The sequence below is a fragment of the Cytobacillus sp. EB106-05-05-XG126 genome (assembly GCF_058791715.1).
Map to the genome: position 1 here is coordinate 339,023 of NZ_JBYTDU010000001.1, position 24,933 is coordinate 363,955.

At 42.0% G+C, this 24,933-nt stretch carries 22 protein-coding genes; 16 read left to right on the plus strand and 6 right to left on the minus strand.

The window, feature by feature from the left end:
- Window positions 1-208: 208 nt before the first annotated feature.
- The 4 genes from AC3WTL_RS01725 to AC3WTL_RS01740 all read left to right on the plus strand — a co-directional run bounded on the left by AC3WTL_RS01725 (window position 209) and on the right by AC3WTL_RS01740 (window position 1,668).
- Window positions 209-682, plus strand: a complete 474-nt coding sequence (locus tag AC3WTL_RS01725) for a hypothetical protein (RefSeq protein ID WP_048011840.1) — start codon at window positions 209-211, stop codon at window positions 680-682.
- A complete protein-coding gene (locus tag AC3WTL_RS01730) occupies window positions 679-1,188 on the plus strand; it encodes a hypothetical protein (protein ID WP_048011841.1) in 510 nt (169 codons plus the stop codon). Before AC3WTL_RS01725 ends, AC3WTL_RS01730 begins: the two co-directional genes overlap by 4 nt.
- A 95-nt stretch (window positions 1,189-1,283) precedes the next feature.
- Window positions 1,284-1,475, plus strand: a complete 192-nt coding sequence (locus tag AC3WTL_RS01735; protein ID WP_412059431.1) for a transcription initiation factor TFIIIB — start codon at window positions 1,284-1,286, stop codon at window positions 1,473-1,475.
- Between the two features lie 7 nt (window positions 1,476-1,482).
- A complete protein-coding gene (locus tag AC3WTL_RS01740; protein WP_048011843.1) occupies window positions 1,483-1,668 on the plus strand; it encodes a hypothetical protein in 186 nt (61 codons plus the stop codon).
- A gap of 46 nt (window positions 1,669-1,714) precedes the next feature.
- Here AC3WTL_RS01740 and AC3WTL_RS01745 read toward each other — a convergent pair whose 3' ends face one another.
- Window positions 1,715-3,124, minus strand: coding sequence for a vWA domain-containing protein (locus AC3WTL_RS01745; protein ID WP_492368847.1), 1,410 nt, complete (start codon window positions 3,122-3,124; stop codon window positions 1,715-1,717).
- A gap of 144 nt (window positions 3,125-3,268) precedes the next feature.
- On the opposite strand from AC3WTL_RS01745, the gene AC3WTL_RS01750 reads away from it, so the two are divergent.
- Together AC3WTL_RS01750 and AC3WTL_RS01755 are read left to right on the plus strand one after the other, a co-directional pair.
- Window positions 3,269-3,811 carry a GNAT family N-acetyltransferase gene (locus AC3WTL_RS01750; RefSeq protein WP_197249468.1) on the plus strand — a complete coding sequence of 181 codons (543 nt, stop codon included), beginning with the start codon at window positions 3,269-3,271 and terminating at the stop codon, window positions 3,809-3,811.
- Between the two features lie 27 nt (window positions 3,812-3,838).
- Window positions 3,839-4,180, plus strand: coding sequence for an avidin-fold protein (locus AC3WTL_RS01755; protein WP_222501527.1), 342 nt, complete (start codon window positions 3,839-3,841; stop codon window positions 4,178-4,180).
- A gap of 27 nt (window positions 4,181-4,207) precedes the next feature.
- Here AC3WTL_RS01755 and AC3WTL_RS01760 read toward each other — a convergent pair whose 3' ends face one another.
- Window positions 4,208-5,443, minus strand: coding sequence for a Bcr/CflA family efflux MFS transporter (locus AC3WTL_RS01760; protein ID WP_048011847.1), 1,236 nt, complete (start codon window positions 5,441-5,443; stop codon window positions 4,208-4,210).
- Between the two features lie 136 nt (window positions 5,444-5,579).
- Window positions 5,580-5,963 carry a VOC family protein gene (locus AC3WTL_RS01765; RefSeq protein WP_048011857.1) on the minus strand — a complete coding sequence of 128 codons (384 nt, stop codon included), beginning with the start codon at window positions 5,961-5,963 and terminating at the stop codon, window positions 5,580-5,582.
- 221 nt (window positions 5,964-6,184) lie between these two features.
- Here AC3WTL_RS01765 and AC3WTL_RS01770 point away from each other — a divergent pair, with 221 nt between their 5' ends.
- Window positions 6,185-6,796 carry a hypothetical protein gene (locus AC3WTL_RS01770; RefSeq protein WP_248347966.1) on the plus strand — a complete coding sequence of 204 codons (612 nt, stop codon included), beginning with the start codon at window positions 6,185-6,187 and terminating at the stop codon, window positions 6,794-6,796.
- 59 nt (window positions 6,797-6,855) lie between these two features.
- Here the strand turns inward: AC3WTL_RS01770 and AC3WTL_RS01775 are convergent, their stop codons facing one another.
- On the minus strand, window positions 6,856-10,512 hold the full coding sequence (locus AC3WTL_RS01775; RefSeq protein WP_492368848.1) for a polysaccharide deacetylase family protein: 3,657 nt from the start codon (window positions 10,510-10,512) through the stop codon (window positions 6,856-6,858).
- Window positions 10,513-10,767: 255 nt separating this feature from the next.
- On the opposite strand from AC3WTL_RS01775, the gene AC3WTL_RS01780 reads away from it, so the two are divergent.
- Window positions 10,768-12,258: a flavin monoamine oxidase family protein gene (locus AC3WTL_RS01780; RefSeq protein ID WP_492368849.1), complete on the plus strand. Its 1,491-nt coding sequence runs from the start codon at window positions 10,768-10,770 to the stop codon at window positions 12,256-12,258.
- A gap of 320 nt (window positions 12,259-12,578) precedes the next feature.
- Here the strand turns inward: AC3WTL_RS01780 and AC3WTL_RS01785 are convergent, their stop codons facing one another.
- The gene (locus tag AC3WTL_RS01785) at window positions 12,579-13,223 is read right to left on the minus strand and encodes a 2OG-Fe(II) oxygenase (RefSeq protein WP_492368850.1); all 645 of its coding nucleotides are present in this window, start codon (window positions 13,221-13,223) and stop codon (window positions 12,579-12,581) included.
- Between the two features lie 249 nt (window positions 13,224-13,472).
- On the opposite strand from AC3WTL_RS01785, the gene AC3WTL_RS01790 reads away from it, so the two are divergent.
- Together AC3WTL_RS01790 and AC3WTL_RS01795 are read left to right on the plus strand one after the other, a co-directional pair.
- Complete coding sequence (locus AC3WTL_RS01790; RefSeq protein WP_492368851.1) at window positions 13,473-14,093, plus strand: YitT family protein; 621 nt, start codon at window positions 13,473-13,475, stop codon at window positions 14,091-14,093.
- Between the two features lie 66 nt (window positions 14,094-14,159).
- Entirely contained in the window at window positions 14,160-14,396 is a 237-nt protein-coding gene (locus tag AC3WTL_RS01795; RefSeq protein WP_492368852.1) for a hypothetical protein, read from the plus strand.
- Window positions 14,397-15,503: 1,107 nt separating this feature from the next.
- Here AC3WTL_RS01795 and AC3WTL_RS01800 read toward each other — a convergent pair.
- Window positions 15,504-15,956: a nucleoside deaminase gene (locus tag AC3WTL_RS01800; protein ID WP_492368853.1), complete on the minus strand. Its 453-nt coding sequence runs from the start codon at window positions 15,954-15,956 to the stop codon at window positions 15,504-15,506.
- A 215-nt stretch (window positions 15,957-16,171) separates the two neighbouring features.
- On the opposite strand from AC3WTL_RS01800, the gene AC3WTL_RS01805 reads away from it, so the two are divergent.
- From AC3WTL_RS01805 to AC3WTL_RS01830, 6 genes are all read left to right on the plus strand, one after another.
- Window positions 16,172-16,897, plus strand: a complete 726-nt coding sequence (locus AC3WTL_RS01805) for a GntR family transcriptional regulator (RefSeq protein ID WP_492368854.1) — start codon at window positions 16,172-16,174, stop codon at window positions 16,895-16,897.
- Window positions 16,898-17,089: 192 nt separating this feature from the next.
- Entirely contained in the window at window positions 17,090-18,223 is a 1,134-nt protein-coding gene (gene ald, locus AC3WTL_RS01810; RefSeq protein WP_048011456.1) for an alanine dehydrogenase, read from the plus strand.
- Between the two features lie 52 nt (window positions 18,224-18,275).
- Entirely contained in the window at window positions 18,276-19,637 is a 1,362-nt protein-coding gene (locus tag AC3WTL_RS01815; protein WP_197249477.1) for an aspartate aminotransferase family protein, read from the plus strand.
- Between the two features lie 93 nt (window positions 19,638-19,730).
- Window positions 19,731-21,500, plus strand: coding sequence for a sulfoacetaldehyde acetyltransferase (gene xsc, locus AC3WTL_RS01820; RefSeq protein WP_197249478.1), 1,770 nt, complete (start codon window positions 19,731-19,733; stop codon window positions 21,498-21,500).
- A 265-nt stretch (window positions 21,501-21,765) separates the two neighbouring features.
- Window positions 21,766-23,163, plus strand: coding sequence for a sodium:solute symporter family protein (locus tag AC3WTL_RS01825; protein ID WP_492368855.1), 1,398 nt, complete (start codon window positions 21,766-21,768; stop codon window positions 23,161-23,163).
- 78 nt (window positions 23,164-23,241) lie between these two features.
- On the plus strand, window positions 23,242-24,906 hold the full coding sequence (locus AC3WTL_RS01830; RefSeq protein WP_492368856.1) for an amidohydrolase: 1,665 nt from the start codon (window positions 23,242-23,244) through the stop codon (window positions 24,904-24,906).
- The last annotated feature ends 27 nt before the right edge of the window (window positions 24,907-24,933 follow it).

Consider the following 24,933-nt stretch of genomic DNA (forward strand, 5'->3'; position numbering starts at 1 on the left):
CTGAGTCAGAACCAGACCCAACTTCGGACACAGAAAGCAGAAAACGGAGTGTCTGAGTCAGAACCTGGCCCAACTTCGAAAACAGAAAGCAAAAATCACAGTATTTGAGTCAGAACCGAACCCCGACTAAACAGCTAAAGGGTGCCACGGCAGAATAATTACCCCTTCCCCCGCCAATAATAACAAAAAAATATGGGGCTGATGTTACATGGGGTTTGTACTTTTGGTTTTTCTGGCCTGGCTGGTACTTGTGCTGTTTACATCTATGAATAAGAAGCTGACTTTTATTGAAAATACCTTTGTTTATCTGTCGGCGATGGTCATTAATATTAATTATACGTGGATTGTTTATGAAGAGCTGAATATGGCGGATATTTCCCAGCAGATCTTAAACAATTCCGCCTTTTTAATACATAGGAGCATAACGCTTCCAATTACATTAGCAATTACATTAAATTTAATAAGGACAGGGGATTCGCTGGGTTCAAAGTTTATTAAAGTGGCGGTTTCCATTGCATTCCTAGTTTCTGCTGTGATGATTGCCAGGTATTTTGGAGTTGTGGATTATAAAAAATGGAATATTGGCTATGAAATCATCTATCTATTCCTCCTGCATTTAGTGGTTCAATTCTTACTTAAGTATTTCGGACAGCTTAAGACAAGAGGGGTGAATGAAGCATGAAAATGTGGAAGGAATTTGGCAACAACGAGCTTTATCTTTTGCTCATGGTTGCTGCTGCCTATTTTGTATATTTTCTTCTAATAAGAAGGCCGGACAGGCTGGCGAAGCAGGTCAGAGTGCTGAGTTTGCTGTGGGGCATAGCCGTTGGGATCCTTTATGATTTTACAATAGGCGGAGGCAGAACAGATTTTTATAAGGTTAATGATCTAAACAATTATGAAGTCACAGATATTTTATACTATATATTATTTGCCCCATTTGGCTACTTCTTTTTTTACCTTTATGAAAAACTGAACATCGGCAAAAAAACGTTCATTATGTATGTATTGGTGTGGGCATTATTTGGTGTTTTTTTTCAATGGGTTTTAACAGCTGCAGATATAATAACCCTGCAAAAAGGGTATAAGCTCATGCATTCTTTCCCAATTTTTTTGCTGACTCAGACACTGACAGGCGCTTATATTCAGGTGCTCAAATCAAAGGAATCACTTACAGCAGCTGAATAGTACCGGATCTGTATGGCCGCAATTACTGTTTTCATGAAACTTTTTCATGCTTCTGAACGTATGACTTACTAATAGAAGCGGAAAGGAGAATGAATATGAAAGTAGAAAATTGTCCAAAGTGCGGATCAAATGAGCTGGGGAAAGGGAAGCATTCGGGATATGGGGTCATGTTTCCTGTGGATAAGATGAGTCTCGGATCTGATATTGAATATGTTATTTGCACTAGCTGCGGTTTTATCATTGAAGGGTATGTGAAGAAGCCGGAGAAGTTTAAAAATAGAATGTAGGAGCATCATGAAAAAATTTAAGTTAAAGAATCATTTTAAAGGATTAAAAAAGGGTACGCACTTTTACTTGATTGCGGAATCTGAATTTATTGGCATTAAAGAATATGTACTGCGGACAAAAGATTTATCGTATCGGATCTCCATTAATGAGGCCGAGCTGAAGAGGAATTTTATTTTCATACCCAAAGAGTAAAAAGAATGCTCAGAGCATGCCGCCCGGAGCATTCTTAAAAATTTTGTCACCAAATATCCCCGCGTTCTTTCTTCAGAGCTTTCATTTTTTCAACCCATTCGTCTACTCTCTGTCTAATTTCATCACTTTCCGTTTCAGCTGTATTCCGATTTTTTTCGTGCAGCTCCATATACAGATCCTTCATTTGGCCGCTGCGTTCATAGCCCCATTCACGGAGTTCGGATCGCTGCTCATCCGTGATCCAGCCCTTATCGCCCATAATGGTGACGGCATCCAGGATTCGGTGTGATTCACGCCTGCCGACTGTAAATAATTGGCGGGGATAAACTTCACCGGTTTTATATTCATCCATCATTTCCCACGGGCTGGGTGCCATTGTAAAAGCCCATGCGAGGTCACCGGCAGACGGAAGCCACTCGTATTGAATGGTGTCTTTCAGATCGTCGGGACTGTCTGCTTTAAAGTACTCCCCGTTGCCGGCTTCGGCTACTGCTTTTAATTGATCCTCGGCCTTGCCGTCTACATCAAACCCAATGATATTTACAGTATTGCTGCTGTTGTTTTTCACAAGGTTCTCGCTGGCCTTGACAGGGTCGCCGTCACATGTTTCGGCACCGTCACTGACAATGTAGATCGTGGTGGAGCCGTCATAGCCGCTGCTCATTTCTGCTGCTTTTTGAATGGCGCCGGCAAGAGGCGTCCAGCCTTTGCTTTCAAATGAATCAACAGCTTCGTGAAATTCTTTCTTGGAATATTTGCTCATATGATAGACTTCCTCAACACCAGAGCAGGAAATTTCTTTATCAGCGTCTGCTTCAGAGCCTTTATGGCCATAGACCACAAGGGATACATCACTGCTTTGGCCAATCGTCTGGGCGAAACTCTTGACGGCGCTTTTAGCAATATCCATTTTCACTTTGCCGTCTGCCTGCAGCAGCATGGATGAACTGGCATCCAGAAGAATAATGGCCTGTTCTGCTGCCTTTTTTTCTTCTTCTCCGGGTTCTGACTTGGTGGGATCCGGCAGGTAAGGTTCTTCAAAATCGGGTTTGTAGGTATTGGACTTTTCAATAATGTCTTTATAATGTGGACTCGCCAGCAGGGAAACTAGCCCTTTTTTAATAGAGTCTGTATCTTTGGCTTCCTCCGTCAGCTCTTCCAGTTTGGGCATCATCTTCCGTAAAAGTTCAGGATCAGTTTCCGGTATAACTTCAATGGCTTCAATGTCTTTTTCGTATGTAAGGTTATCCATTAGGGTTCCAGGAGGCAAATTTAGCAGGGTTTCTTCAGAGACCTCTAAATTAATATTCTTAGACTCTGCTAAAATGCTTACCTGCTTTTCTTCTTTCTTTTGCTCTTCTTTAACAGGTGAATCAGCGGCTGTTTTCTCTTTGTCATTGCTGCACGCGGAAAGAATCAATCCGGCAGACAGCAGCCATAGACCATAACGTTTCACAGAAATTCTCCTTTTGTTTATATTTTACTAATAATAGAGTGTAACATGGATAAAGCTGGTTTTGAAGTAATTTCCATATGATAGGATTTTTTTACAGCAATTTGGTATAGTTGAAGATAGATATTTTGCAGAGGAGGCAGTCCGTTGGAAAAAGCATTTCCGATTCTTGAAACAGAAAGATTAATTTTAAGAGAAGCAACTGAAAAAGATGCAAAAGATATGTTTGTATACCTGTCAGATCAGCTGGTTGTAAAGCATATGGGAATCTCAGCCTGTGAAACTCCAGAGGAGGTGCTTGGAGAAATAGAATGGTATAAATCCATTTATACAAATGGCACAGGAATTCGCTGGGGCATCACCCTGAAGGATTCAGGGAAGGTCATTGGGAGCTGCGGTTTCCTGAATAGGAATCCGAAACATTACCGAAGTGAAGTCGGTTATGAACTAAGCAGGGAGCATTGGGGAAAAGGAATTGCGAATGAAGCCCTTGAGAGGGTTTTACAATTCGGCTTTGAACAGCTTGGGCTTGAAAGGGTAGAAGCTTTGATCGAGCCAAAAAATCTCTCATCCCAGAAGCTGGTTGAAAGGCAGGGCTTCACGAGAGAAGGGCTGCTTAGGCATTATGAATATACTAACGGGAAATTTGATGACTTGTATATGTACTCCATTTTAAAAGGGGATTTATAAATCGATACATACCAGGAGGATATTTTTATGAATTACAATGGCCGTACCTTTGTTTCTGTGCAAAATACAGAGAATGGTGAAGTTTCATCAAAGACCTTTTTTCATTATAAACAGGATGGAAATATAATATCAGCTAGTTATGGCGGGGGAGAGATCATTCAGGGGACACTGATTGGAATTGCCAATGAAGACGGATGTTTGGAATTCAGATATAACCATGTGAATAACAAAAATCAGCTGCGCGGCGGAAAATGTCTCTCCACCCCTGAAATATTGGAGGACGGCCGCATCAGGCTGCATGAAAAATGGCAGTGGCAGGATGATGAAGGAACTGAAGGACAGTCGATTATCGAGGAAGTAAAAGAATAAAGCAGGCGGCATGCCAGCCGGAGGGAATTATCCCTCCGCATGCAGCTTCAGGCTCTGTCGGCTTCTTTTTGTTTTTTCTTTCGTTAAGGTGAAGAAAAAAACAAATCCGATGAATGATGTAATAAACAAGATGGCACCCATTGGCACTGCAGTGGTTTCATCAATGCTCACCAAAGGGGAAACAGCTGAACCCAGCACTAAAGGAAGCATTCCGATTACGGCGCTGGCACTGCCGGCACGATGCCCCTGATTTTTCATGGCCAATGTAAACGAGCTGGTGATGATCATCCCCATCGAAGTCATATAGATAAAAATCGGAATGACAAGCATGAATAGCGGCCCTTTAATGATGGTCATAATTAATAGGAACAAAGTGGCACTTACCGCAATGCAGACCGCTGTCCGGAGCAAGCTTCTTTCTGGAATGACATCTGCCAGGCGGCCAATCAGGAAACTCCCCGTAATGATGGCCAATCCATTAATGCCAAACAGGATGCTGAACACCTGTGGCGATACACCATAAATTCCCTGATAGACAAAGGGTGTCCCCGATACATAAGCAAAGCTTCCGCCATGTATGAAACCAACGATAAGGGCATACCCGATGAAGGAACGGTCCCTGAAAAGTCCCCCCATGCTTTTAACGGAATTCCCAATGGAGCTTGGGACCCTTTTTTCTGGAGGAAGGGTTTCTTTTAATCGGAAATAGATCACAATGGTAATAAATAATCCCAAAAAGCTTAGAAAATAAAAGATGGATTCCCAGCTTGCGAAAGGAATCAGTAGCAGCGCACCGCCTGTCATGGGCGCAATCATCGGAGCGGTTGCATTAATGACCATAAGCAAGGCAAAAAACTTCGTGAGCTCTTTTCCGCTAAACACATCCCGGACAACTGCCCGTGACAGGACGATTCCGGCAGAGGCTGTTAATCCCTGCAGAAAGCGGGCTGCAATAAAGGCCGCAATATTGGGTGAAACGGCGCATAAAAGGGAAGATACGGCAAAGAGAGAGATTCCGATGAGTAGTGGTTTTCTTCTTCCATGCGAATCACTGAGCGGTCCGACAATTATCTGTCCAGCCGCAAGTCCAATCAAACAGGCCGTCAGACTCATCTGAACAAGTGAAGCACGGGCACCGAAATCATCAGCGATATCTGGAAAGCCCGGCAAATACATATCAATATTGAATGGCCCCAATATGCCAAGCATGCTGAGGAGAAATGCCAGCGCAAGCCGCTCTTTTCCAGTCGGATTGTGAATCATATTAAACACCTTACTTTCTATGAAGCTGTTACTCTTTTACATAAATATGGCTAGTATACGCGAGGAAAAGGGGGATGTCCAGCGGGGAATGCTGTAAATAAAAAAATCCATGGCCATATAGCCACAGACTCTTTCATTAGCAATTGCAGATCATCAATACATTGCCATCCGGGTCCTGAAAGTTAAAATAAGCAAAATCTCCAATACGCTCTACTTCTTTTACAATGGTGATTCCATGATCTTTTACAAACTTGTAGGCCTCATCGATATCCTGAGCAAAGAAATTAAATAAAACGTGACCGGAAGGAGTCCATTTGAAGGATGGATCAAAGGTGTGGTCATCCAGGGTAAGTCCGGTTTGAGAGGTGACAGGAATGTTATATACCGGCGATTCCACATCATCCATATTAAAAGGCAGTCCAAGGAGACTGCTATACCATTGAGCCGACTTTTTCAGGTCCTTGACATGAATAAACACATTGTTCACTTTGCCTGCGATCGGGGAAGCAATTGAATTCATCTACTCACCGCTTTCATTGTATGTATTTTACATATTCTCTATACGAGGCCAAATCCCTTTATTTAAGGTTTTATAAATGCGGCAACAGGATCTTCTTTAAAAATACAAATCCGGGTTAATATGAAAAAGTTAAAATATATGTCGAATTATACCCCCATAACATACAGATTCTTATTCGTATTCTGTGTATATAATCTATAATTAGTCTTGAGGAGAAAATTATGAAATCACCAGCTAAGGGAGCCCTTGTCATGGTAATAGCGGGGGCTTTAACGTTTTCTGCTGCCAATGGCATTTTGAAAGCAACTGAACTTTTTTCAGCGCAAAATTCATCTGTTTTAACAGGTATTCAAAAGAAATCTGAAGGATACAGACAACTTGACAATAAGGCTGAAACAAAAACAGTGTCTGTAAAAAATAAGGTGAAACAAAAAACGGAGGAAAATACTCCTTCTTCTGCAAAATCCCCCAAAAAGGGAGAGAGCAATAAGGCAATAGCTGCTGTGCAAACGGATACCGAATTATCGAGCCGGAAACCTGCAGCAAAACCAGTGATTAAAACGGAGTCTGTATCAGCCAAAAAGCCTTCAGCTCCAGAGCCTGCTTCTGCGTCTTCAGGAAATAAGACAACAAGTGAAGCTGCGAAACCTGTGACCAGCCCAAAAGATTCCCAAGCACCAGCATCTGGTACGGGAGGGAATAGTACAGCAAGTCCTGCTGAAAAAGTTCTCAACCATGGACAGCAGGTTTCCCAGACCGCTAAAGAAAAAGCTGAGAGCAGACGAGTGGAAAAAGGAAATGAAAACAAAGACAGCAATGGGAAGAACTTATAGACTTCCCGGATCATGAAAAATCAAAAGGCCTCTCCCGGAATTGGGAAAGGCCTTTTAGCTTATAGCGGATTATCTTGTGTCACACTGCCTTTACGCTTTAGTTTATTCCAGCCGACAGTTACTCCTTTTATGGCGGAGAATATCGATTTTACCACCACATACGTCATCAGCTGTTTATATAAGATTCGCTGCAAAAACAACGAGACCAATGGTTTAGGATTTTCTTTCTCCAGCCTGAACGCATATAAGGAGGTAAAGAAATCCATCAAGTAAAAAAGAACAAATCCAATTGCTGCTTTTTCAGGGTTTGGGCTGAAAAGGGCTAAGATAAACAAAAGATCTGCAATGGGAGAAATCGTTTGATAAACATATTGAAAAAGCCACATGTTCGGTAGGGCTACATACCCTAATGACTGATGATTCCTGTTAAATAACGCCTCCCTATGTTTCCAGAGGCATTGAAGAGTCCCATATACCCAACGGTAGCGCTGTTTTGCCAGGCTTTTAATATCTTCCGGAACTTCTGTATAAGCATAGGCCTTTTCTTCGAATTCAATTTTCTTTCCATTGCGCAATAGGGCAAGAGTGATATCTGTATCCTCTGCAAGTGTATCCTCGCTAAAGTAGCCGGCTTCTGCAACTGCAGACTTTTTCCATGCCCCGATTGCACCTGGTACTACAGTAATACAGTTAAGTGCAGCGAAGGCTCTTCTTTCCAGGTTGAAGCCTGTCACATATTCAATATGCTGCCAGTTCGTCAGAAGATTCCCTTTATTGCCAACCTTGACATTACCTGACACAGCAGCCACCTGATCATCTTTAAAATGGCTGACAAGCAGTGAAATAGCATTTTCGGCGATAAGCGTATCGGCATCTAAAGCAATCACAATTTCCCCCTTAGCTTCCTTGAATCCAAGGTTTACAGCTGAAGATTTTCCGCCATTGGCTTTTTTAATTAATCTGACGCGGGAATTGTCTGCAAAAGCTTCCTCAACGGCACGGGCCGTCTGATCCTTTGAGCCATCATCAATAACCAGTATTTCAAAAGCAGAATAGTCACTGGTTAAAATAGAATCTATAGTTTTGCAGATGACCTTTTCCTCATTATAAGCAGCAATGACTACACTGACATATGGAGTAAATCCAGGGTCAAGCTTTGTCTCTTTATACCTCTTAACCTGTTTCCTGGACAGGAAAACAAGAAAAATCAGACGCAAAATTCCTAAAAGGATGGCTGAATAAAACAAAAAGCTGATGCCGGTATTCCAGTTTTTAAGGATTTTAAAAACAGCACTATTATATACAGAATAAGGGTTTTCCTGATCAGCAAAAGGCATGATCTCACTGTCACTTTTCCCAATTAAGCCGGCAGTAGTTGAAAATGTATAGCCGCGGCCTTTAAGTGTTTCAATAATAATCGGAAGGGCCTCAACTGTTTTGGAGCGGTCACCGCCGGCATCATGAAGCAAAATGACATTTCCTTCTGACAGCTGATCCAATGTTTGATTTACAAGATCATCAACTGTGGCTCCTTGCCAATCTCCAGAGTCAATGGATTGGCCGACCATGGTATAGCCAAGTTTCTGGGCTTCCAAAACAGGAAGCTGCTCTTGTTTTGTACTAAGCTCCGTATCTGCAATGTAAGGTGGCCGAAAAAGAGTCATAGAATGGCCGGTTATGCCTTGAATTAAGCGTTGTGTTGCATTTAGTTCCATCCGCAAACGAGAAGGTGTGATGGATGTAATATCTGGATGTGTAAAGGTATGGTTTCCAATTTCATGCCCCTCATCATAAATTCTTTTAACAAGCTGAGGATGCATCAGCGCATTTTCCCCTACGACAAAAAAAGTGCCTTTCACCTGATACCTGTTCAATATATCCAGTATTTCTGGAGTGTAGGCTGGATCAGGACCGTCATCAAACGTAAGGACGACTTCTTTTTTACTTGATTTTCCATGGCGGATTACTTCAAATGGCTTCGGATATTGGACATAGGATTCGTTTTTTATCATTCCATTCGAATCCATTTCTATTGTCCGTCCTCCTTTTTCTGTTTCTGAAGCGATTTTTAATATCTCGCCGCTGCCAGTATGAAGGGCTCCAAAATGACTATCAAAGGTACTAAGCACTTGAGATGGTTTTTTGGCTTCATTAGTCTTGCTAAGAAAACTCCAAATCGAAGGATCCTCAGAACCGAGCCGCCATATGGCAATCCCGGTAGAACCGCTATTTAGCGCTAGGTTCATCTGGTTATAAAAAGTGGCAGCATCCAAAAACCAGACAGTGTGATTTTTTCCATTCTGTTTGTATCTTAAGTATGGGTTTCCAGCTTCCATACTCCAATTGATATGTAGGTTCGCTTCTCTGCCCATCTTCATGATATCCCCAAACGTCATTTCAGCTGCGGGTTCACTTGAATTTTCTTCCCAGTTGTAGCCATATGTACCCAGGCCTGCAATCAGCTTTTCGGAGGGAATATCAATTTGGTTCAGGTTCTCCTTTACCCAATGTGTTTGAGCGACAGGTCCTGGTTCGCTCATGGCATAATGCTGGTCATAGAGCATCACAATGACGCGGTCAGCGTATTTAGCCAAAGAGGCATAATCATAGCTTTCATCGTTCGGCGGAACATCCAATGTCACCATTAAATCTACCTTATGAAAGGCTTTGTACACCTTACTCATGAATTGTGTAAAATGATCCCTGTCAGAAGGTTTAACGGCTTCGAAGTCAATATTAATCCCGTCGAAGTTATTTGCTTTCACATAAAAAATCATTTCTTCAATAAAGCGATCTTCAGCCCCTGGAACAGTGAATAACCTATGCAGAACATCTGAATTCCATTTGCCGTCTATGTAATTATTTACTAATGGCAAAACCTTGATTTGATGTTCTTCAGCTTCTTTTACAATGGATGGGTCAATTGAGGACTTGACCTTTAGATCTGGTGTAACCTGCATCCATTCAGGTACCAAGGTAGTAATAGACTCTTTATTTTTATTGAAAGATATTTTACTATGCTCGTCCCAATTGACATAGAATCCATACACTTCTTGATCTTGATTTTCTGGAATTTTGGCAGCAGAGTTTGTTTCCAGAGCCCGAGATGCCGTATCCTTTTCATGGAAGGATGTGTCAATCGGCTCTATTTGTTGGCTTGAAGTGTGCTGCTCCAGATTCAATGCAGGTACCTTGGGAGCCATATTAAGGCTCTCAATAAAAAATGCTGATATCACTGCAATTAATAGAACGAAGCCTGCAGTCATTCGTTTGATTAGAGACCAGCGCCGTTTAGCTGGATCAAGAAATATAGATTCCTGTTTTCCATCATTTGTTTTCAGCCCCAGATTATAAAACCAGTGGAAGAAAAAATAGCAGACAAGTCCAACAATCCCTCCTAAAATACCTGAAACAACTGAATCGGAAGATAATATTCCGCTTTTAAGATTTGAAATCAGCCAGAAATCATCTAATGGGCCAAAATCCATGTAAGGCAGCTTATGTATGTATGGGATAAAAACAGTAATCAGAGAGCCCAGGAACAAGGCAATAATATTAAGGCGCAGAATCAGTGAACAAGCAAACAACAATAAAACTCTGTAACTATCCAAAGGTAAAAATGCCAGAAAAAAGCCCATAGTACTTGCGATTGCTCCTGCGGTACCAGAGACAGGGGCAAACAGGGATCTGACAACCCACCTGAAAAAACGATCCAAATTTATTCCTCCCAAGATGTAATGTTAATTATGTAAGAGGGGGACGCCTGTACTCCCAACCCTTCATTAATTCTATTAAAAATGACCATCAACAAAAATTTAGACTTTCATTCCTGGGTTTTGGGGGTAGGATAAAATTTTCGCTGATTTTTTTATTGGTAAAACTGGTTAATCATAAAAGAAGCATATTGTAAAGCTGACCGGCAATATGATGAAGTAATAGCTATTTGACAGATTGCCGGAGGGAGAATCTGAATGGCCTATTATCGGGATGCGCAGTTATCACCAGAAGAAATGCTTTCTATCATCAGAAACGGACTCGGCATTTCACAGGTTCAGAAGAAAATTATTGTTGTCGGAGCCGGTATGTCCGGGCTGGTGGCTGCTTCACTGCTGAAGGATGCCGGTCATGATGTAACGGTTTTAGAAGCAACACAGAGGGTTGGCGGCAGGATTTTTACGATGAGAGAGCCGTTCATGGACGATTTGTACCTGGATGTGGGCGCCATGCGAATTCCTCATATTCATCCATTAGTCCTTGAGTATATTAAAAAATTCCGTTTAAAAGTAAATGAATTCAGGAACACAACACCCCAGGACCTGATCTTTGCCAATGGAATAAAGACCAATCGAACTGCCTATAAGAAGAATCCGGATATGCTGGGCTACCCGGTTGCACCGCATGAAAAAGGAAAGACAGCCGAAGAACTGCTCATGATGGCAATAAAGCCGGTTGCAGATTTTATTAACCAAAACCCCGCACAAAATTGGAATACCGTAGTTAGAGAGTTTGATAGGTATCCCATGAGTTTTTTTCTCAGATATAATCCAGTGGGGCCCAGCCTATCGCCTGGAGCCCTTGAAAGCATTAAAGTTCTGCTGGGCCTGGAAGGGTTTCCGGAGCTGAGCTTTCCGGCCATTCTGAGGGAGCTGCTTCCTTTATTTACCCCGGACATTCATTTTTATGAAATAGAGGGAGGCAATGATAAGCTTCCAAATGCTTTTTTGCCTCAGTTAAAACAAGATCTTTATTTCGGCTATCAGATGACAAAAATAGTTCAGGATCATCAGCAGGTTACCATTCATGCCAGCCATACCTTGAGCCAAAGGCCTTTGGCCGTAACTGGTGATCTGGCCATTATCACGATTCCTTTTTCTTTGCTCTCCTTCGTTGAAGTCGTTCCCCGGCATTCATTTTCCCATAATAAATGGAAAGCCATTCGGGAACTTCATTATGTTTCATCAACAAAAATCGGGCTCCAGTTCAAACAAAGATTCTGGGAACGTGAAGGACTGCAAGGAGGGAAGCTGATGACAGATCTGCCCATTCGATTCGCTGCCTATCCGAGCCATCTGATCGGATCTTCAGGTTCCGGAGTTATTATGGCAAGCTATACATGGGAAGATGATACGTTATCCTGGGATAACCTTAAGGAAGGTGACCGGATCCGGAATGCACTTGACAATTTGGCTGTTGTTCATGGCAATCAGGTTTATGAGCATTTCTTAACAGGAGCTTCCCATAGCTGGTCGCAGTACCCTTTTTCGGGCGGAGCCTTCTCCATGTTCAAGCCGAGCCAGGCAACAGAGCTGTACCCGTCTATTCCTGTTCCTGAGGGAAGAGTTCATTTCGCCGGGGAACATACTTCCACAGCCCCGGGCTGGATAGAAGGAGCGATTCAATCAGGCATAAGGGCTGCAAGTGAAGTGACCGATTTGCCAAGGGGCTATTATAAGTGGTCTTAAAGGCTAAAATGCGACAGAGATGTCTGTTTTTGACGTTAAAAAGTGCCTTTGGATAGGCACTTTTTAACGATTTTCCAACAAATTGTACAAGACATGTGTAAACGCTTTCAATTATAATTGAAGTATCAGATAGGAAAGGGGATGCGTTCAGGTGGAACTTTTAATGGAGCAATGTGAACATGGCCAGCAGGAAGGACCTTGTGAAGAGTGTGCCCCCAATATAGAAGGGGAAGAGAATTTCGATACCTCTGATTATGACTATCATAAGAGACTGTGGTTTTAAAGAAAGACGCTTGGGAATAAATTTCCCAAGCGTTTTTTCATAGTTTCTTTCTTCTCATCCACTGTGTGGCAGCCCATTTATCACCAATGACAACAGGTGCTCCGCCATGAAGGGTCAGATCGTTTAAGTTCTGGTCATTGTAAAAATATTCGAAGTACACGGCCATGCCTTTTTGTGGTGATACGGAGAGGTTAAGCTTTGGGAAATACGTTTCCCCGCCCTGTTCCACATCATTCAGGTACATGACAAGCGTGCTGATTCTCGGGTTGCTTGCTGTTTTGCTGGTTGAAGAGAAAAAGTCAAAGTGTGCTTTATATTCCTGGCCTATTTTATAATTAAGAATTTGCAGCCCTTCACCATGCTCAACTGGAATGTTCATGATTTGGGATACTCTTTTTTCAATTCTGGAGACGAGTTCATTTTCCCCTTCCTCGAAAAACGTACTGCTGCTGGTTCTCAGTTCATCCACTTCAAGAGAGTTGGCAACTTTTGAACGCTGCATGCGATCTTTTGACTGCTGAATCAGCTGGTCACATTCCTCATCGCTCAAAACATTTCCCAGTACCACAATTAATGGTTCTGCGAATTTAGCGATTATATGAATTTCCCGATCCTCTGTAATAATTTTATTTCCAGCATGATCAAAAATCGTTTGTTCCTTAATAGATGCATCCATTGCCATGTACATCAACCTCTTTTATTTAGTTTTCTGAAAATTCAATATATTTTAGTGCTGCTTGACGTATTTCTATTTGTGTTTCCTATACCAGTTTTTCAGCTGGCTGAATTTATTTTACACTCTGATATGAAGGAATTCTATCTTTTTTTTTCTGGAAAACTATTAAAAATTTAAAAGAAAGCATCCGCATTTTATTGATTTGACGGAATATATTTCAATACATAAGCCAGACTGAACAAAAGGAGATGGACGGTGTATAGAAATAGAGTTCCAAACTATTTAGGTCAGAGTCGAAACGGCACTTTTTTCGCATTTAAAAATGCGCTGATTATCATATTAGGGGCAACACTTGTGGCTGTATCCCTGCAATTATTCCTTGTGAAAAATTATGTCATTGACGGTGGCATTGTCGGATTGAGCATTCTCCTTTCACATGTTTTTCATGTAGATGTAGGTGCCTTGATCCTGCTGTTGAATCTCCCGTTTTTAGCGGCAGGCTTTTTCTTTTTAGGAGGAAGATTTTTGGTGTTAAGCCTGTTTGCCAGTTCCGTACTGGCAGGGGAAACATACATATTGGCTCCCTTTGAGGAAGTGACTAACCATCCCCTGCTGATCATTATCATTGGAGGACTTTTGCTCGGTACGGGAGTGGGGCTCATTATCCGGTTCGGAGCCTGCCTGGACGGTACAGAGGTTTTAGCGATATTATTCAGCGAGCGCTTGCCGTTCACCATCGGGCAATGCATTTTGATCATGAATACCCTGCTTTTTGGAAGTTCGGTTTTTTTATTCGGACTCACCGAAGCGGCATACTCCCTTGCCACATTTTTGGTTGCTTATAAAACCATAGATACCATTTTAATGAAAACTTAAACATATTCGAATAATTTGAGGGGCCCGATGCATCCTAAGCTATAAAAAGCTAAAGGAGATAGTAAAGTGTATCCTTTCGAAATAACAGGAATGATTGTGGATGATGAATTTGATGGAGAAGAATATGTGACGGCAGAATTTCTTCATGAACACAATACTTATAGCATCACATTTAAAAAAGCGGATCTTGAGGTGATCAACGCCTGGGTATTTAATGATGGCTCGTCGCTTCCAGCGAACTTGTCTGAAGAGATGATTGGGCTCATTAGAGATGATGTGAAAAATAGAATAGGACTAAAATAGAGGCACGAAAGTGAACCTCTATTTTTGTTGCATAATAATAGCCATCTCTCAAACAATACTTGTAAATACAATTGTATTTGCAAGTGAGGGGGAACTGAACTGGATAACATTTTAGTGAAACAGCGAAGTAAAGAAGATGGAACAATTTCCGCTGAGCATTAGTCATTATGCATGATGTGTTTAAACCTGCAAATAGACCAGTCAAACTTGCAAATAGATGAGCAAACCTGCAAATAGACCAGTCAAACTTACAAATAGATAAGCAAACCTGCAAATAGACCAGTCAAACTTGCAAATAGATGAGCAACCTGCAAATAGACCAGTCAAAGCTGCAAATAGACCAGTCAAACTTGCAAATAGATAAGCAAACCTACAAATAGACCAGTCAAACCTGCAAAATAAAATAGACCAGTCAAACCTGCAAATAGATGAGCAAACCTGCAAAATAAAATAGACCAGTCAAACCTGCAAATAGACCAGTCAAACTTGCAAATAGACCAGTCAAACTTGCAAATAGATGAGCAAACCTGCAAATAGACCAGTCAAACTTGCAAATAGATGAGCAAACCTGCAAATAGACCAGTCAAACCTGCAAAAAGATGAGCAAACCTGCAAAATAGACCAGTCAAACCTGCAAAAAGATGAGCAAACTTGCAAATAGACCAGTCAAACTTGCAAAAAGATGAGCAAACCTGCAAATAGACCAGTCAAACCTGCAAAAAGATGAGCAAACTTGCAAATAGACCAGTCAAACTTGCAAATAGATGAGCAAACTTGCAAATAGCCCAGTCAAACTTGCAAATAGATAAGCAAACCTGCAAATAGACCAGTCAAACTTGCAAATAGATGAGCAACCTGCAAATAGACCAGTCAAACCTGCAAAAAGATGAGCAAACCTGCAAAAAGACCAGTCAAACATGCAAATAGATGAGCAAACTTGCAAATAGACCAGTCAAACTTGCAAAAAGATGAGCAAACTTGCAAATAGACCAGTCAAACTTGCAAATAGATGAGCAAACCTGCAAATAGATGAGCAGAATGAGTGAGAATATTAAAAGGTGAAGAAACACTTAGCCTCCCCGCTGCTTAGAGAAGGGAGGCTAAGTGTTAAATGTGTTCTTTCCAAAGCTTCATTGGATTGTCTTGATCCTCATTTAATGGCATTTGGACCAATTTTAGTCCCCTGTCATCTCTAGCGTTTTTTAAATCCTCATAAATCATTTTAGACTTGCCTAAACCTGCATTAGAAGCATCCTCGACTGATTGGCAATAGTACACCTTATCGATACCTGCGAAATACATGGCAGTTAAACACATCGGGCAGGGTTCCCCGCTTGCATACATGGTAAATCCGGCTAAATCATTCGTTTGAAACTGCTCCTGTGCCCGCCGGATTGCAAGCAATTCCGCGTGCCCGCTTACATCATGCTTTTTGTGCAATTCATTGACGCCCTCAGCAATGATGTCCTGATCTTTCACCAGAACGGAACCGAAGGGCTGGCCTCCTTCTTTTACATTGTTAATGGCCAGTTCAATAGCCCGTTTCATGAAGTGATTCATTTCTAATCATCCTTTTTCAATTAATTGATTCTGCTTAAATTAATACCATTCTCCCGCCAGTTTTCCAAATCATCTGCTGACTTTACAGCCTGCAAATAGCTAAACTTTTAAATACGCCCATCTGGTTCTGCTGTAAAAGGATGGATATTCATTCAGGTAATCTATATAATTAATTATACATTTTGCATTTAGAGAAAATAAAGGAGGCATCCATTATGAGAGAGTTAGATTCCAAAAGTCCTATTCCGCTTCACATACAACTAAAGAATAAACTGCAGGAGCTAATAGACAACCGTTCTTTCAATGAGAAAATTCCAAGCGAAAGAGAACTGATGGATACCTATAAAGTAAGCAGAAGCACGGTGAGAGAGGCAGTTTCCCATTTAGTAAACGAGGGTGTGCTAAAGAAAGTCCACGGAAAAGGCACTTTTATTTCAAGGAAACCGATTGAGGAATGGCTTGGGAATATTACCAGTACAACAGAAGTGATTAATAATATGGGGATGAAGCCCGATTCAAAATTACTTGACAATGGGAACGTTGTTCCAGCAAAAGAAATTGTAGAGGCCAGCGGGCTTACAGAGGCTTATTTTATAAAGCGTATTCGCTATGCAAACGATAAGCCATTGGCACTTGAAAATCAGTACTATCCTGTAGAAATAGGTGAAAATCTCGCCCAATATGATATTGAAAAAGGAACACTGTATGATCTGCTCGAGCAAAGTTTAGACTTAAGGTTTGCTGAAGCCGAACAGATTATTACAAGTACTTATTTATCAAAAGAAGAAGCTGATCTGCTGGGTGTTCCATGCTCCTTGAGTGTGCTTCATATAGAGCGGTTATTATCAGATATAAATGGAAACTTAATAGAATACTATTCTGCTTTTTTTCGCTCGGATATGTATTCATTTAGAATAAAACTATCAAAGAATTATAGTTAAATGCACTGTTATTCAATTTTGCAATAATATCTATTGATAATTCCGATAATATAAAATCTTTAGAAAATATTGAAAATGCATAAAGGTTGTGTTTTAATTACAACTGAGGCTAGTCATACAACAACTGGTACGGACGACATGATGTCATGACGAGAAGATTAATATTTTTATTTTTCAGGATGGAGTGATGACATGATTATTGGTGTGCCAAAGGAAGTAAAGAACAATGAAAATCGGGTTTCTGTTGTACCGGCAAGTGTTTCTGCATTTGTTAATGCCGGCCATACGGTTTGGATTGAGAAGGGTGCAGGTGCAGGAAGCGGCATCTCTGATCAGGAATATGAAAAAGCTGGTGCATCGGTTGTTTCAAGTGCAGAAGAGGCCTGGTCTGCGGATATGGTCATGAAGGTTAAAGAGCCGCAGCCAGATGAATACCAATATTTTCGAAAAGGATTAATTCTCTTTACTTACTTGCATCTTGCAGCCGAGCCTGAATTGACAAAGGCTTTGGTCGAAAAAGAAGTTACCTCTATTGCTTATGAGACCATTCAGCTGGATAACAAATCATTGCCTCTCCTAACACCCATGAGCGAAGTTGCCGGAAGGATGTCTGTCCAGCTCGGAGCGCAATTCCTTGAAAAGATCCATGGCGGAAAAGGTGTCCTATTAGGCGGGGTTCCTGGTGTGAAGCCTGGAAAAGTGGTGATTATTGGCGGTGGAGTTGTTGGGACAAATGCCGCAAAAATGGCAGTTGGACTCGGTGCGGATGTAAGCATCATCGACATTAGCGCTGAAAGACTCCGCCAGCTGGACGATCTATTTTCTGGCAGGGTGAGAACGGTCATGTCAAATCCGTTCAATATCGCCCAGGAAGTAAAACTTGCCGATTTAGTGATAGGGGCTGTTCTCATCCCCGGTGCAAAAGCACCTCAGTTAGTAACCGAAGAAATGGTTATGCAAATGGAGAAGAATTCGGTCATTATTGATGTTGCCATTGATCAGGGCGGTTCAATTGAAACCATCGATCATATTACCTCACATGATACTCCAACTTATGTAAAGCATGGTGTTTTGCATTACGCTGTTCCAAACATCCCGGGCGCTGTAGCAAGAACTTCCACTTATGCCCTCGCCAATACTACAGCACCATATGCCTTAATGCTCGCTAATACTGGGATCGAAAATTCTATTTTAAAGTATCCTTTTCTTGAAAAAGGGGTCAATACCATGAATGGAAAGGTCACTCATCAGAGAGTTGCAGAGGCGCATAATTACCCTTATACACCCACCCATGAATCAACACACAAAATTCCAGCCGCAACATGATTCCCATAAGATGCAAACCTGAATGTTTATTAAATAGAAGGAGGCAAGCAATATGTCTACAGTAGAACTAAATGATCACAAAAAGTTAACAGATCAGGATCAGAAACACTTATGGCATGCGATGAGCCGGCATACAGAAGGAAGCAGTCCGATGATTGCCCAATCAGGTGAAGGCTCCTGGTTTACTGATATGGACGGAAATCGATATTTGGATGGTGTATCCGGTCTTTGGTGCCTGAACCTTGGACATGGCAGGAAAGAAATTGCAGAGGCCGCTGCGGAGCAAATGATGAAGCTGTCGTATTTCCCTCTAACTTTAAGCCATGCACCAGCCATCCAGTTATCTGCAAAAATTAGTGAATTGCTGGGGGACTCCTATAAAACCTTTTTCTCAAATAGCGGTTCGGAAGCAAATGAAACCGCATTCAAAATAGCGAGGCAGTATCATAATCAGAATGGCAATCCCGGTAAATACAAATTTATTTCGCGATACCGTGCCTACCACGGTTCAACTTTAGGAGCATTAAGTGCTACAGCACAGGCCAACAGGAGAGTGAAATACGATCCTGGCATGCCGGGATTCCTGCATGTTCCGCCTCCTTACAGCTATCGCTGTCCATTTGGGGAGGATGTGAAGGATTGCGATAAAGTTGCAGCTGACATGATCGACCAGGTCATCCAATGGGAAGGTGCCGAAACGGTTGCTGCTGTCATAATGGAGCCTTTCATTTCAGGTGGGGGGGTTATTATTCCATCTCCTGAATATTTGCAGAGGGTGGCACAAATCTGCAAAAAACATGATGTCCTGCTGATAATGGATGAGGTTGTATCCGGATTCGGGCGAACGGGCAAAATGTTTGGATTTATGCACTCGGATGGTGTTCAGCCTGATATTGTAACGATGGCTAAAGGGTTGACCAGCGGCTATCTGCCGCTTGGGGCTACGGCAGTTCATTCCAGAATTTATGAGAAGTTTAAGGAGCAGGGTACAGATAACCACTTCCGCCATGTATCAACCTATGGAGGACATCCGGCAAGCTGCGCAGTAGCATTGAAAAATATCGAAATCATAGAAAGAGAGAATATTGTCAGCAGGGTAGAGGTGCTGGGTGAAAGCATTTTAGGCAGCTTAAAAGAGCTGCAGTCTCATAAAAATGTAGGCGAAGTCAGAAGCGTCGGGTTCTTGTATGGCATTGAAATGGTTGAAGACAAGGAAACGAAGCAGCCGGCATCTGATCAATTAATGGCAAAGGTCATTTCACTATGTAAAGAAAAAGGCCTGATTATTGGAAGAAACGGTGATACTGTTCCAGGTTTCAATAATGTCCTTATTATAGCTCCGCCGCTTTCATCTGCAGAAGAAGATTTAAGATTTGTTGTTGAGACAGTTGAAAGTGTATTTAAGGGAATTTAGTAAAAAAGTTGAATCTGGTTTAGGGTTCTTTAGACAGGGATCCTATCCATTTATATATACGAAATTTCATTAATCGGAAAGGGAGTGCCCGTAATGGCAAAAGCAGAAAAAGAACTAGCAGAAATCAAAACAAGAAAGGTGAAAATGACACCAAGTGAGGCTATTGTAGAAACATTAGTCAAGGAAGGTGTCAAACATATTTCCGGCATTTTGGGGTCAGCTTTCATGGATCTATTAGACTTGCTTCCAACTGCCGGGATCCGATTCATCGGCGTGCGGCATGAGCAAAGTGCTGCCCACATGGAAGATGCCTATACTCGGGTAAGCGGAGTTGCCGGGGTAGTGATCGGCCAGAATGGGCCAGGAATCACCAATATGGTAACGTCTGTTGCAGCTGCAAATCAGGCTCATACCCCTATGGTTGTCATATCTCCTTCAGCAGGAACACCGACCGTCGGCTGGGACGGTTTCCAGGAATGCGATCAGGTTTCAGTCTTTAAAGCGATTACAAAGGAAACCGTTCGGGTCACACATCCGGGGCGTGTGGCGGATTGCCTGAGGACTGCTTTTAGAATCGCTTATGCAGAGAGAGGGCCAGTGTTATTTGATATTCCGCGGGACTACTTTTATGGGGAAGTGGAGGATGTAATTCTTGAACCTCATCAGTATCGTGTGGATAATAGGGGCTGCGGGTCATTAGAGCAGATTGATCAGGCTGTGGAATTGCTTGCTTCTGCCAAAAACCCTGTGATCATTTCAGGCAGGGGGACAGTGGATTCAGATGGAATAGAGGCAGTGAAGGAAATTGCCGATCACTTAACGATTCCTGTAGCTGTTTCCTATATGCATAATGATGCTTTCCCAGCAAATGAACCTTTAGCGGTAGGACCTATTGGGTATATGGGGTCAAAAGCAGCTATGAACACATTAAAGGATGCAGATGTGGTGCTCGCTATTGGCACCAGATTATCTGTATTTGGAACATTGCCATGCTATGACATTGATTACTTTCCGAAAAACGCAAAGATTATTCAAATCGATATCAATCCCCGCAATATCGCGAGGACCCATCCAGTAGAGATCGGGATCATTGGAGATGCAAAAGCAGCTTCAGTTGAAATCGCCAAACGGCTAAAAGAAAAAGTGCCAAATAAGCAATTCAATTCTGAGAGAATGGCAAGAGTGGCAAATGAGAAAGAGCAATGGGAAAAAGAGCTTGTCGATCTGGCCATGGTGGAAGGAAGTCCAATTAATCCGCGCAGGGCGCTGCTTGAGCTTACAAAGGTCCTTCCGGAAAACGCAATTGTAACTACAGATATCGGGAATGTATCTTCCACCGCAAATGCCTATTTAAAATTCAATTCCGGCCGCAAGCATGTTGCAGCCTTAACATTTGGGAATACGGGCTTTGCCTATCCGTCGGCATTAGGTGCAAAGCTTGCAAATCCGAATAGCCCTGTAGTAGCCATCGTAGGGGATGGTGCATGGGGAATGAGCCTGCATGAAGTAAGTACGGCGGTTGAGGAGAACATTCCAGTAGTTGCATGTGTTTTTAATAACAATGCCTGGTGTGCGGAGAAGAAAAACCAAGTAGATTTTTATAATAATCGCTTTGTAGGAGCGGATATCCAGAATCCTGATTTTGCAGAGGTTGCAAGGTCCATGGGGGCACAGGGAATTAGTGTAGATAAACCTGAGGATGTTGGGCCAGCTATTCTCCGTGCAATAGAATCCAATAAACCGACAGTTATTGATATTCAGGTAGATGGCACGCAATTGGCACCTCCTTTCCGCAAGGATGCTTTAAAGATGCCAACTCGTCTTCTGCCGAAATATGCTCACCTTGATCATAAAAACTGGTAGGTAAAATAGAAGGAGCTTAATTGATTTTTGATTAAGCTCCTTTTTAAAAGATAGATGCGTTTGTTTGAGAAAGGCCTTACAGTGCTGATATGAGAACGGGAACTAACCGATATAGTGGAAAAGCAGCCGATAAAAATTGACCAATAAATAGTAGAGTTGACTGATAATCATCGGAAAGTGACCGATATAATGGAATTGAGTTTGAGGATATTCAAAGTATTGCTATCAATAATTTACAGAATATTAAGAAAAATGGAGGCGGTCGATGAGCTGGTATTTTGGATACATTTTAACGTATTTCATATTCATGTTCGCAATTGGAATCTATTATTTTACAAAAATTAAAACCTCTGACAGTTATTTGATTGCAGGCTGGAATATGGGTTTTTGGAATATTGTCGGAACCATCATCAGCACGAATTGCGGTGCTGCCGTTTTTATTGGCTGGATTGGAATGGGATTCACAATGGGCGTATCTGGATTTTTTAAATTTGCCTTACCAGCCATGCTTGTCAGTATGCTCTTGATCTTCTTTTTTAGCCGTCCATTAAGAAGACAGAGATTATATACACTTGCGGATCTTTTTAGTGAAAGATTTGGGTCAAAAACCGGTATCATTCCATCCGTGTTATCTGCTTTCATATATTCTGTTCCCACAACTGCCCTGCAGATTGTAGGGATGAGTACCGTATTCAGCATTGCTTTTAATATGAACGTGAAAACGGGAATTGTGCTTTCTTTCATTCTGATCCTCGGCTTTACGATTTTAGGCGGCTTAGTAGCGACAATTGTAACGGATGCCATTCAAAGCGTGATCCTGATTGTAGGGATTGTAATGCTCGCATATGCAGCCCTGCAATTTGGCGGAGGAATGGAACACATTCTCAGCAGCACGCCGAAAAATTTTTTAACACCGCTTGGTGCGAATGGCCTTGGGGATGTACTGCTTTTTGCCCTTTCTGTGGCTCCGTTCTACTTAGTTTGGCAATCCACATGGCAGCGGATTTTTGCTTCTAAGACAGAAGATATTGCCATCAAAGCAGGCCTGACCGGTTATGCCATTACTTTATGCATTTCTGTGCTTCCATATAGTATAGGAATTATGGCAAGGCAATTTGTGCCAGCCGATATTCACCCAGATTTAATTTTCTCCTATGTAACCGTGGAAATGCTTCCTCCGTATATTGGAGGCATTATTCTAATCGGACTCCTATCAGCACTTATGACAGGTGCAGACTCCTTCATTTTACAAGGAAGTTCTAATATTACTCAGGATTTGTATCACCGGCTATTAAATCCCAATGCAACAGAGAAGCAAATGATGTTTGTTTCCCGCTTGAGTGTAGTGATTATATCGGTATTATCACTGTTAGTCGCCTTTGCATTAACAGATATTGTCAGTATGTATCAATGGGCACTCAGGCTGTCAGCAACAACTCTTGTATTTCCGTTTCTGGCCATTATGTTCTGGAGGAGGACAACCAACACCGCTGTCATTTCGAGCATGCTCCTGGCCTGCTTCACGACCATTCTATGGCCTCTTCTCCATTCAGGAATCGATCAGACTATACCTGGCTTTATCATGTCCTTTTGTTCGCTTGTCATAATTAGTTTCTGGACAACACATTCACCATCAGAAAATGTAAAGGCTGTTTACTGGTAAGACCTCCCTTCAGCAAAAAGAAAGATAAACGATATCAATTCTGCAGAAAACAAGGCTGTCTAATAAGGAGGGATAAGGGTGAGTATCCTTATCATAAAAAATGCAAATATTATTACGCTTGATCAACAAAACACTAAGGCAAAATCATTGCTTGTCAGGAATGGCATCATCGAAAAAATTTGGGATAAAACCGAACCGGACCGTTCGGAAATTCCAAAAACTCCTGATGTCGAGATCAAGGATTTAAAAGGAGCCACGCTGCTTCCGGGGTTTATTGACACACATAGTCATTTATTAATGTACGGGCAAATGCTGAATTATGTTGATTGCAGATCCCCGCGGAATAAAAACATTGAAGATATAAAGCGAGAGATAGCAGAAAGGGCGGGTAAAGCGAAACCTGGAGAATGGGTCATGGGATGGGGGTATGATGATACCCTCCTGGAGGACAAAAGGCATCCGGACAGGTTTGATTTAGACCAAGCAGCCCCGAACAATCCCGTTTTTATCCGGCACATTTCAGGGCACTTTGGTGCTGCAAATTCCAAAGCTCTTGAATTGGCTGGAATCGATGAAAGTATTTCAAATCCGCATGGCGGGTACTTTACACGTGATAATAATGGAACGCTGGACGGTGTCATTCACGAAATTCCTGCCCTGGAATTTATTTTTCCAGTCCTGCCTTCTCCGTCAAGCGATGAACAAATCAAAAATATAGAAAATGCGGCGAAGGTGTACCTGTCTCAGGGAATCACCACATGTACAGATGCCGGCGTGGGCCTTGACAGAGGAATAGAAGAATTAAATGCACATATAGCGGCTATTAATTCAGGAAAGAATCCGATGAATATGCGGCTAATGATCCTGCATCATCTTTTAAGAGACGGGAGTGCTTTTTCCGGTTATACTGCAGATCAGCTCGATCTTGAATTAAAGAGACGCACTAAAAACAGAGTTTCTCTGGATAGTGCCAAATTATTTCAGGATGGATCCATCCAGGGACTCACAGGTGCACTCCGCGAACCTTATCATTGTGATGAATCTGTATATGGTGAACTGCTGCATGATCAAAACAAATTTGCAGAAGAAATGCTGGATCTTCATAATAGAGGATTTAGAATTGCGATTCATGGAAACGGAGATCGGGCAATCGGATCTATCCTTGAAGCCTTCGATTATATATTGTCTAAAAGTCCGATGGAAGACCACAGGCATCGGATTGAACATGTACAGACTGCCGGCAGTGATGACCTTGATGCCATGCAAAGATTAGGTGTAGCTGCTTCCTTTTTCATCAATCATGTTTATTTTTGGGGAGATCGGCACCGCAGGATATTCCTGGGTGAGAAGAGAGCGGCTAGAATTAACCCTCTGGCTGATGCGGTTGACCGCAATTTGCTGTTCACACTGCATTCTGATTGTCCAATTACTCCAATTTCGCCCCTGTTTTCCATATGGGCGGCTGTGAACCGCATCACTTTGGAAGGTGATGTGCTTGGTGATGATCAAAAAATTGATGTTCTGGAAGCTTTAAAAGCGATGACGTCTTACGGGGCAGATCTGAACTTTGAAGAAGATTCCGCAGGCACGATTGAAGAAGGAAAAAGAGGAGATTTTGTTGTCCTGGATGCTGATCCACTTACTTGTCCAGCAATGGAATTAAAGGATATTCCTATATTGGCGACCATTATTTCCGGTAAGGTTGTGTGGGAGAAAACAGAAAAAGCTTACACTCATTCATAGAAAACCGCTATTCAAAAAATCCTCAAT

Bases quoted from the DNA above. Each gene is read 5' to 3' on its own strand.
- AC3WTL_RS01725 (WP_048011840.1), top strand. From the start codon at position 209: ATGGGGTTTGTACTTTTGGTTTTTCTGGCCTGGCTGGTACTTGTGCTG.
- AC3WTL_RS01730 (WP_048011841.1), top strand. From the start codon at position 679: ATGAAAATGTGGAAGGAATTTGGCAACAACGAGCTTTATCTTTTGCTC.
- AC3WTL_RS01735 (WP_412059431.1), top strand. From the start codon at position 1,284: ATGAAAGTAGAAAATTGTCCAAAGTGCGGATCAAATGAGCTGGGGAAA.
- AC3WTL_RS01740 (WP_048011843.1), top strand. From the start codon at position 1,483: ATGAAAAAATTTAAGTTAAAGAATCATTTTAAAGGATTAAAAAAGGGT.
- AC3WTL_RS01755 (WP_222501527.1), top strand. From the start codon at position 3,839: ATGAATTACAATGGCCGTACCTTTGTTTCTGTGCAAAATACAGAGAAT.
- AC3WTL_RS01760 (WP_048011847.1), bottom strand. From the start codon at position 5,443: ATGATTCACAATCCGACTGGAAAAGAGCGGCTTGCGCTGGCATTTCTC.
- AC3WTL_RS01765 (WP_048011857.1), bottom strand. From the start codon at position 5,963: ATGAATTCAATTGCTTCCCCGATCGCAGGCAAAGTGAACAATGTGTTT.
- AC3WTL_RS01770 (WP_248347966.1), top strand. From the start codon at position 6,185: ATGAAATCACCAGCTAAGGGAGCCCTTGTCATGGTAATAGCGGGGGCT.
- AC3WTL_RS01780 (WP_492368849.1), top strand. From the start codon at position 10,768: ATGGCCTATTATCGGGATGCGCAGTTATCACCAGAAGAAATGCTTTCT.
- AC3WTL_RS01785 (WP_492368850.1), bottom strand. From the start codon at position 13,223: ATGGCAATGGATGCATCTATTAAGGAACAAACGATTTTTGATCATGCT.
- AC3WTL_RS01800 (WP_492368853.1), bottom strand. From the start codon at position 15,956: ATGAATCACTTCATGAAACGGGCTATTGAACTGGCCATTAACAATGTA.
- AC3WTL_RS01805 (WP_492368854.1), top strand. From the start codon at position 16,172: ATGAGAGAGTTAGATTCCAAAAGTCCTATTCCGCTTCACATACAACTA.
- ald (WP_048011456.1), top strand. From the start codon at position 17,090: ATGATTATTGGTGTGCCAAAGGAAGTAAAGAACAATGAAAATCGGGTT.
- AC3WTL_RS01815 (WP_197249477.1), top strand. From the start codon at position 18,276: ATGTCTACAGTAGAACTAAATGATCACAAAAAGTTAACAGATCAGGAT.
- xsc (WP_197249478.1), top strand. From the start codon at position 19,731: ATGGCAAAAGCAGAAAAAGAACTAGCAGAAATCAAAACAAGAAAGGTG.
- AC3WTL_RS01825 (WP_492368855.1), top strand. From the start codon at position 21,766: ATGAGCTGGTATTTTGGATACATTTTAACGTATTTCATATTCATGTTC.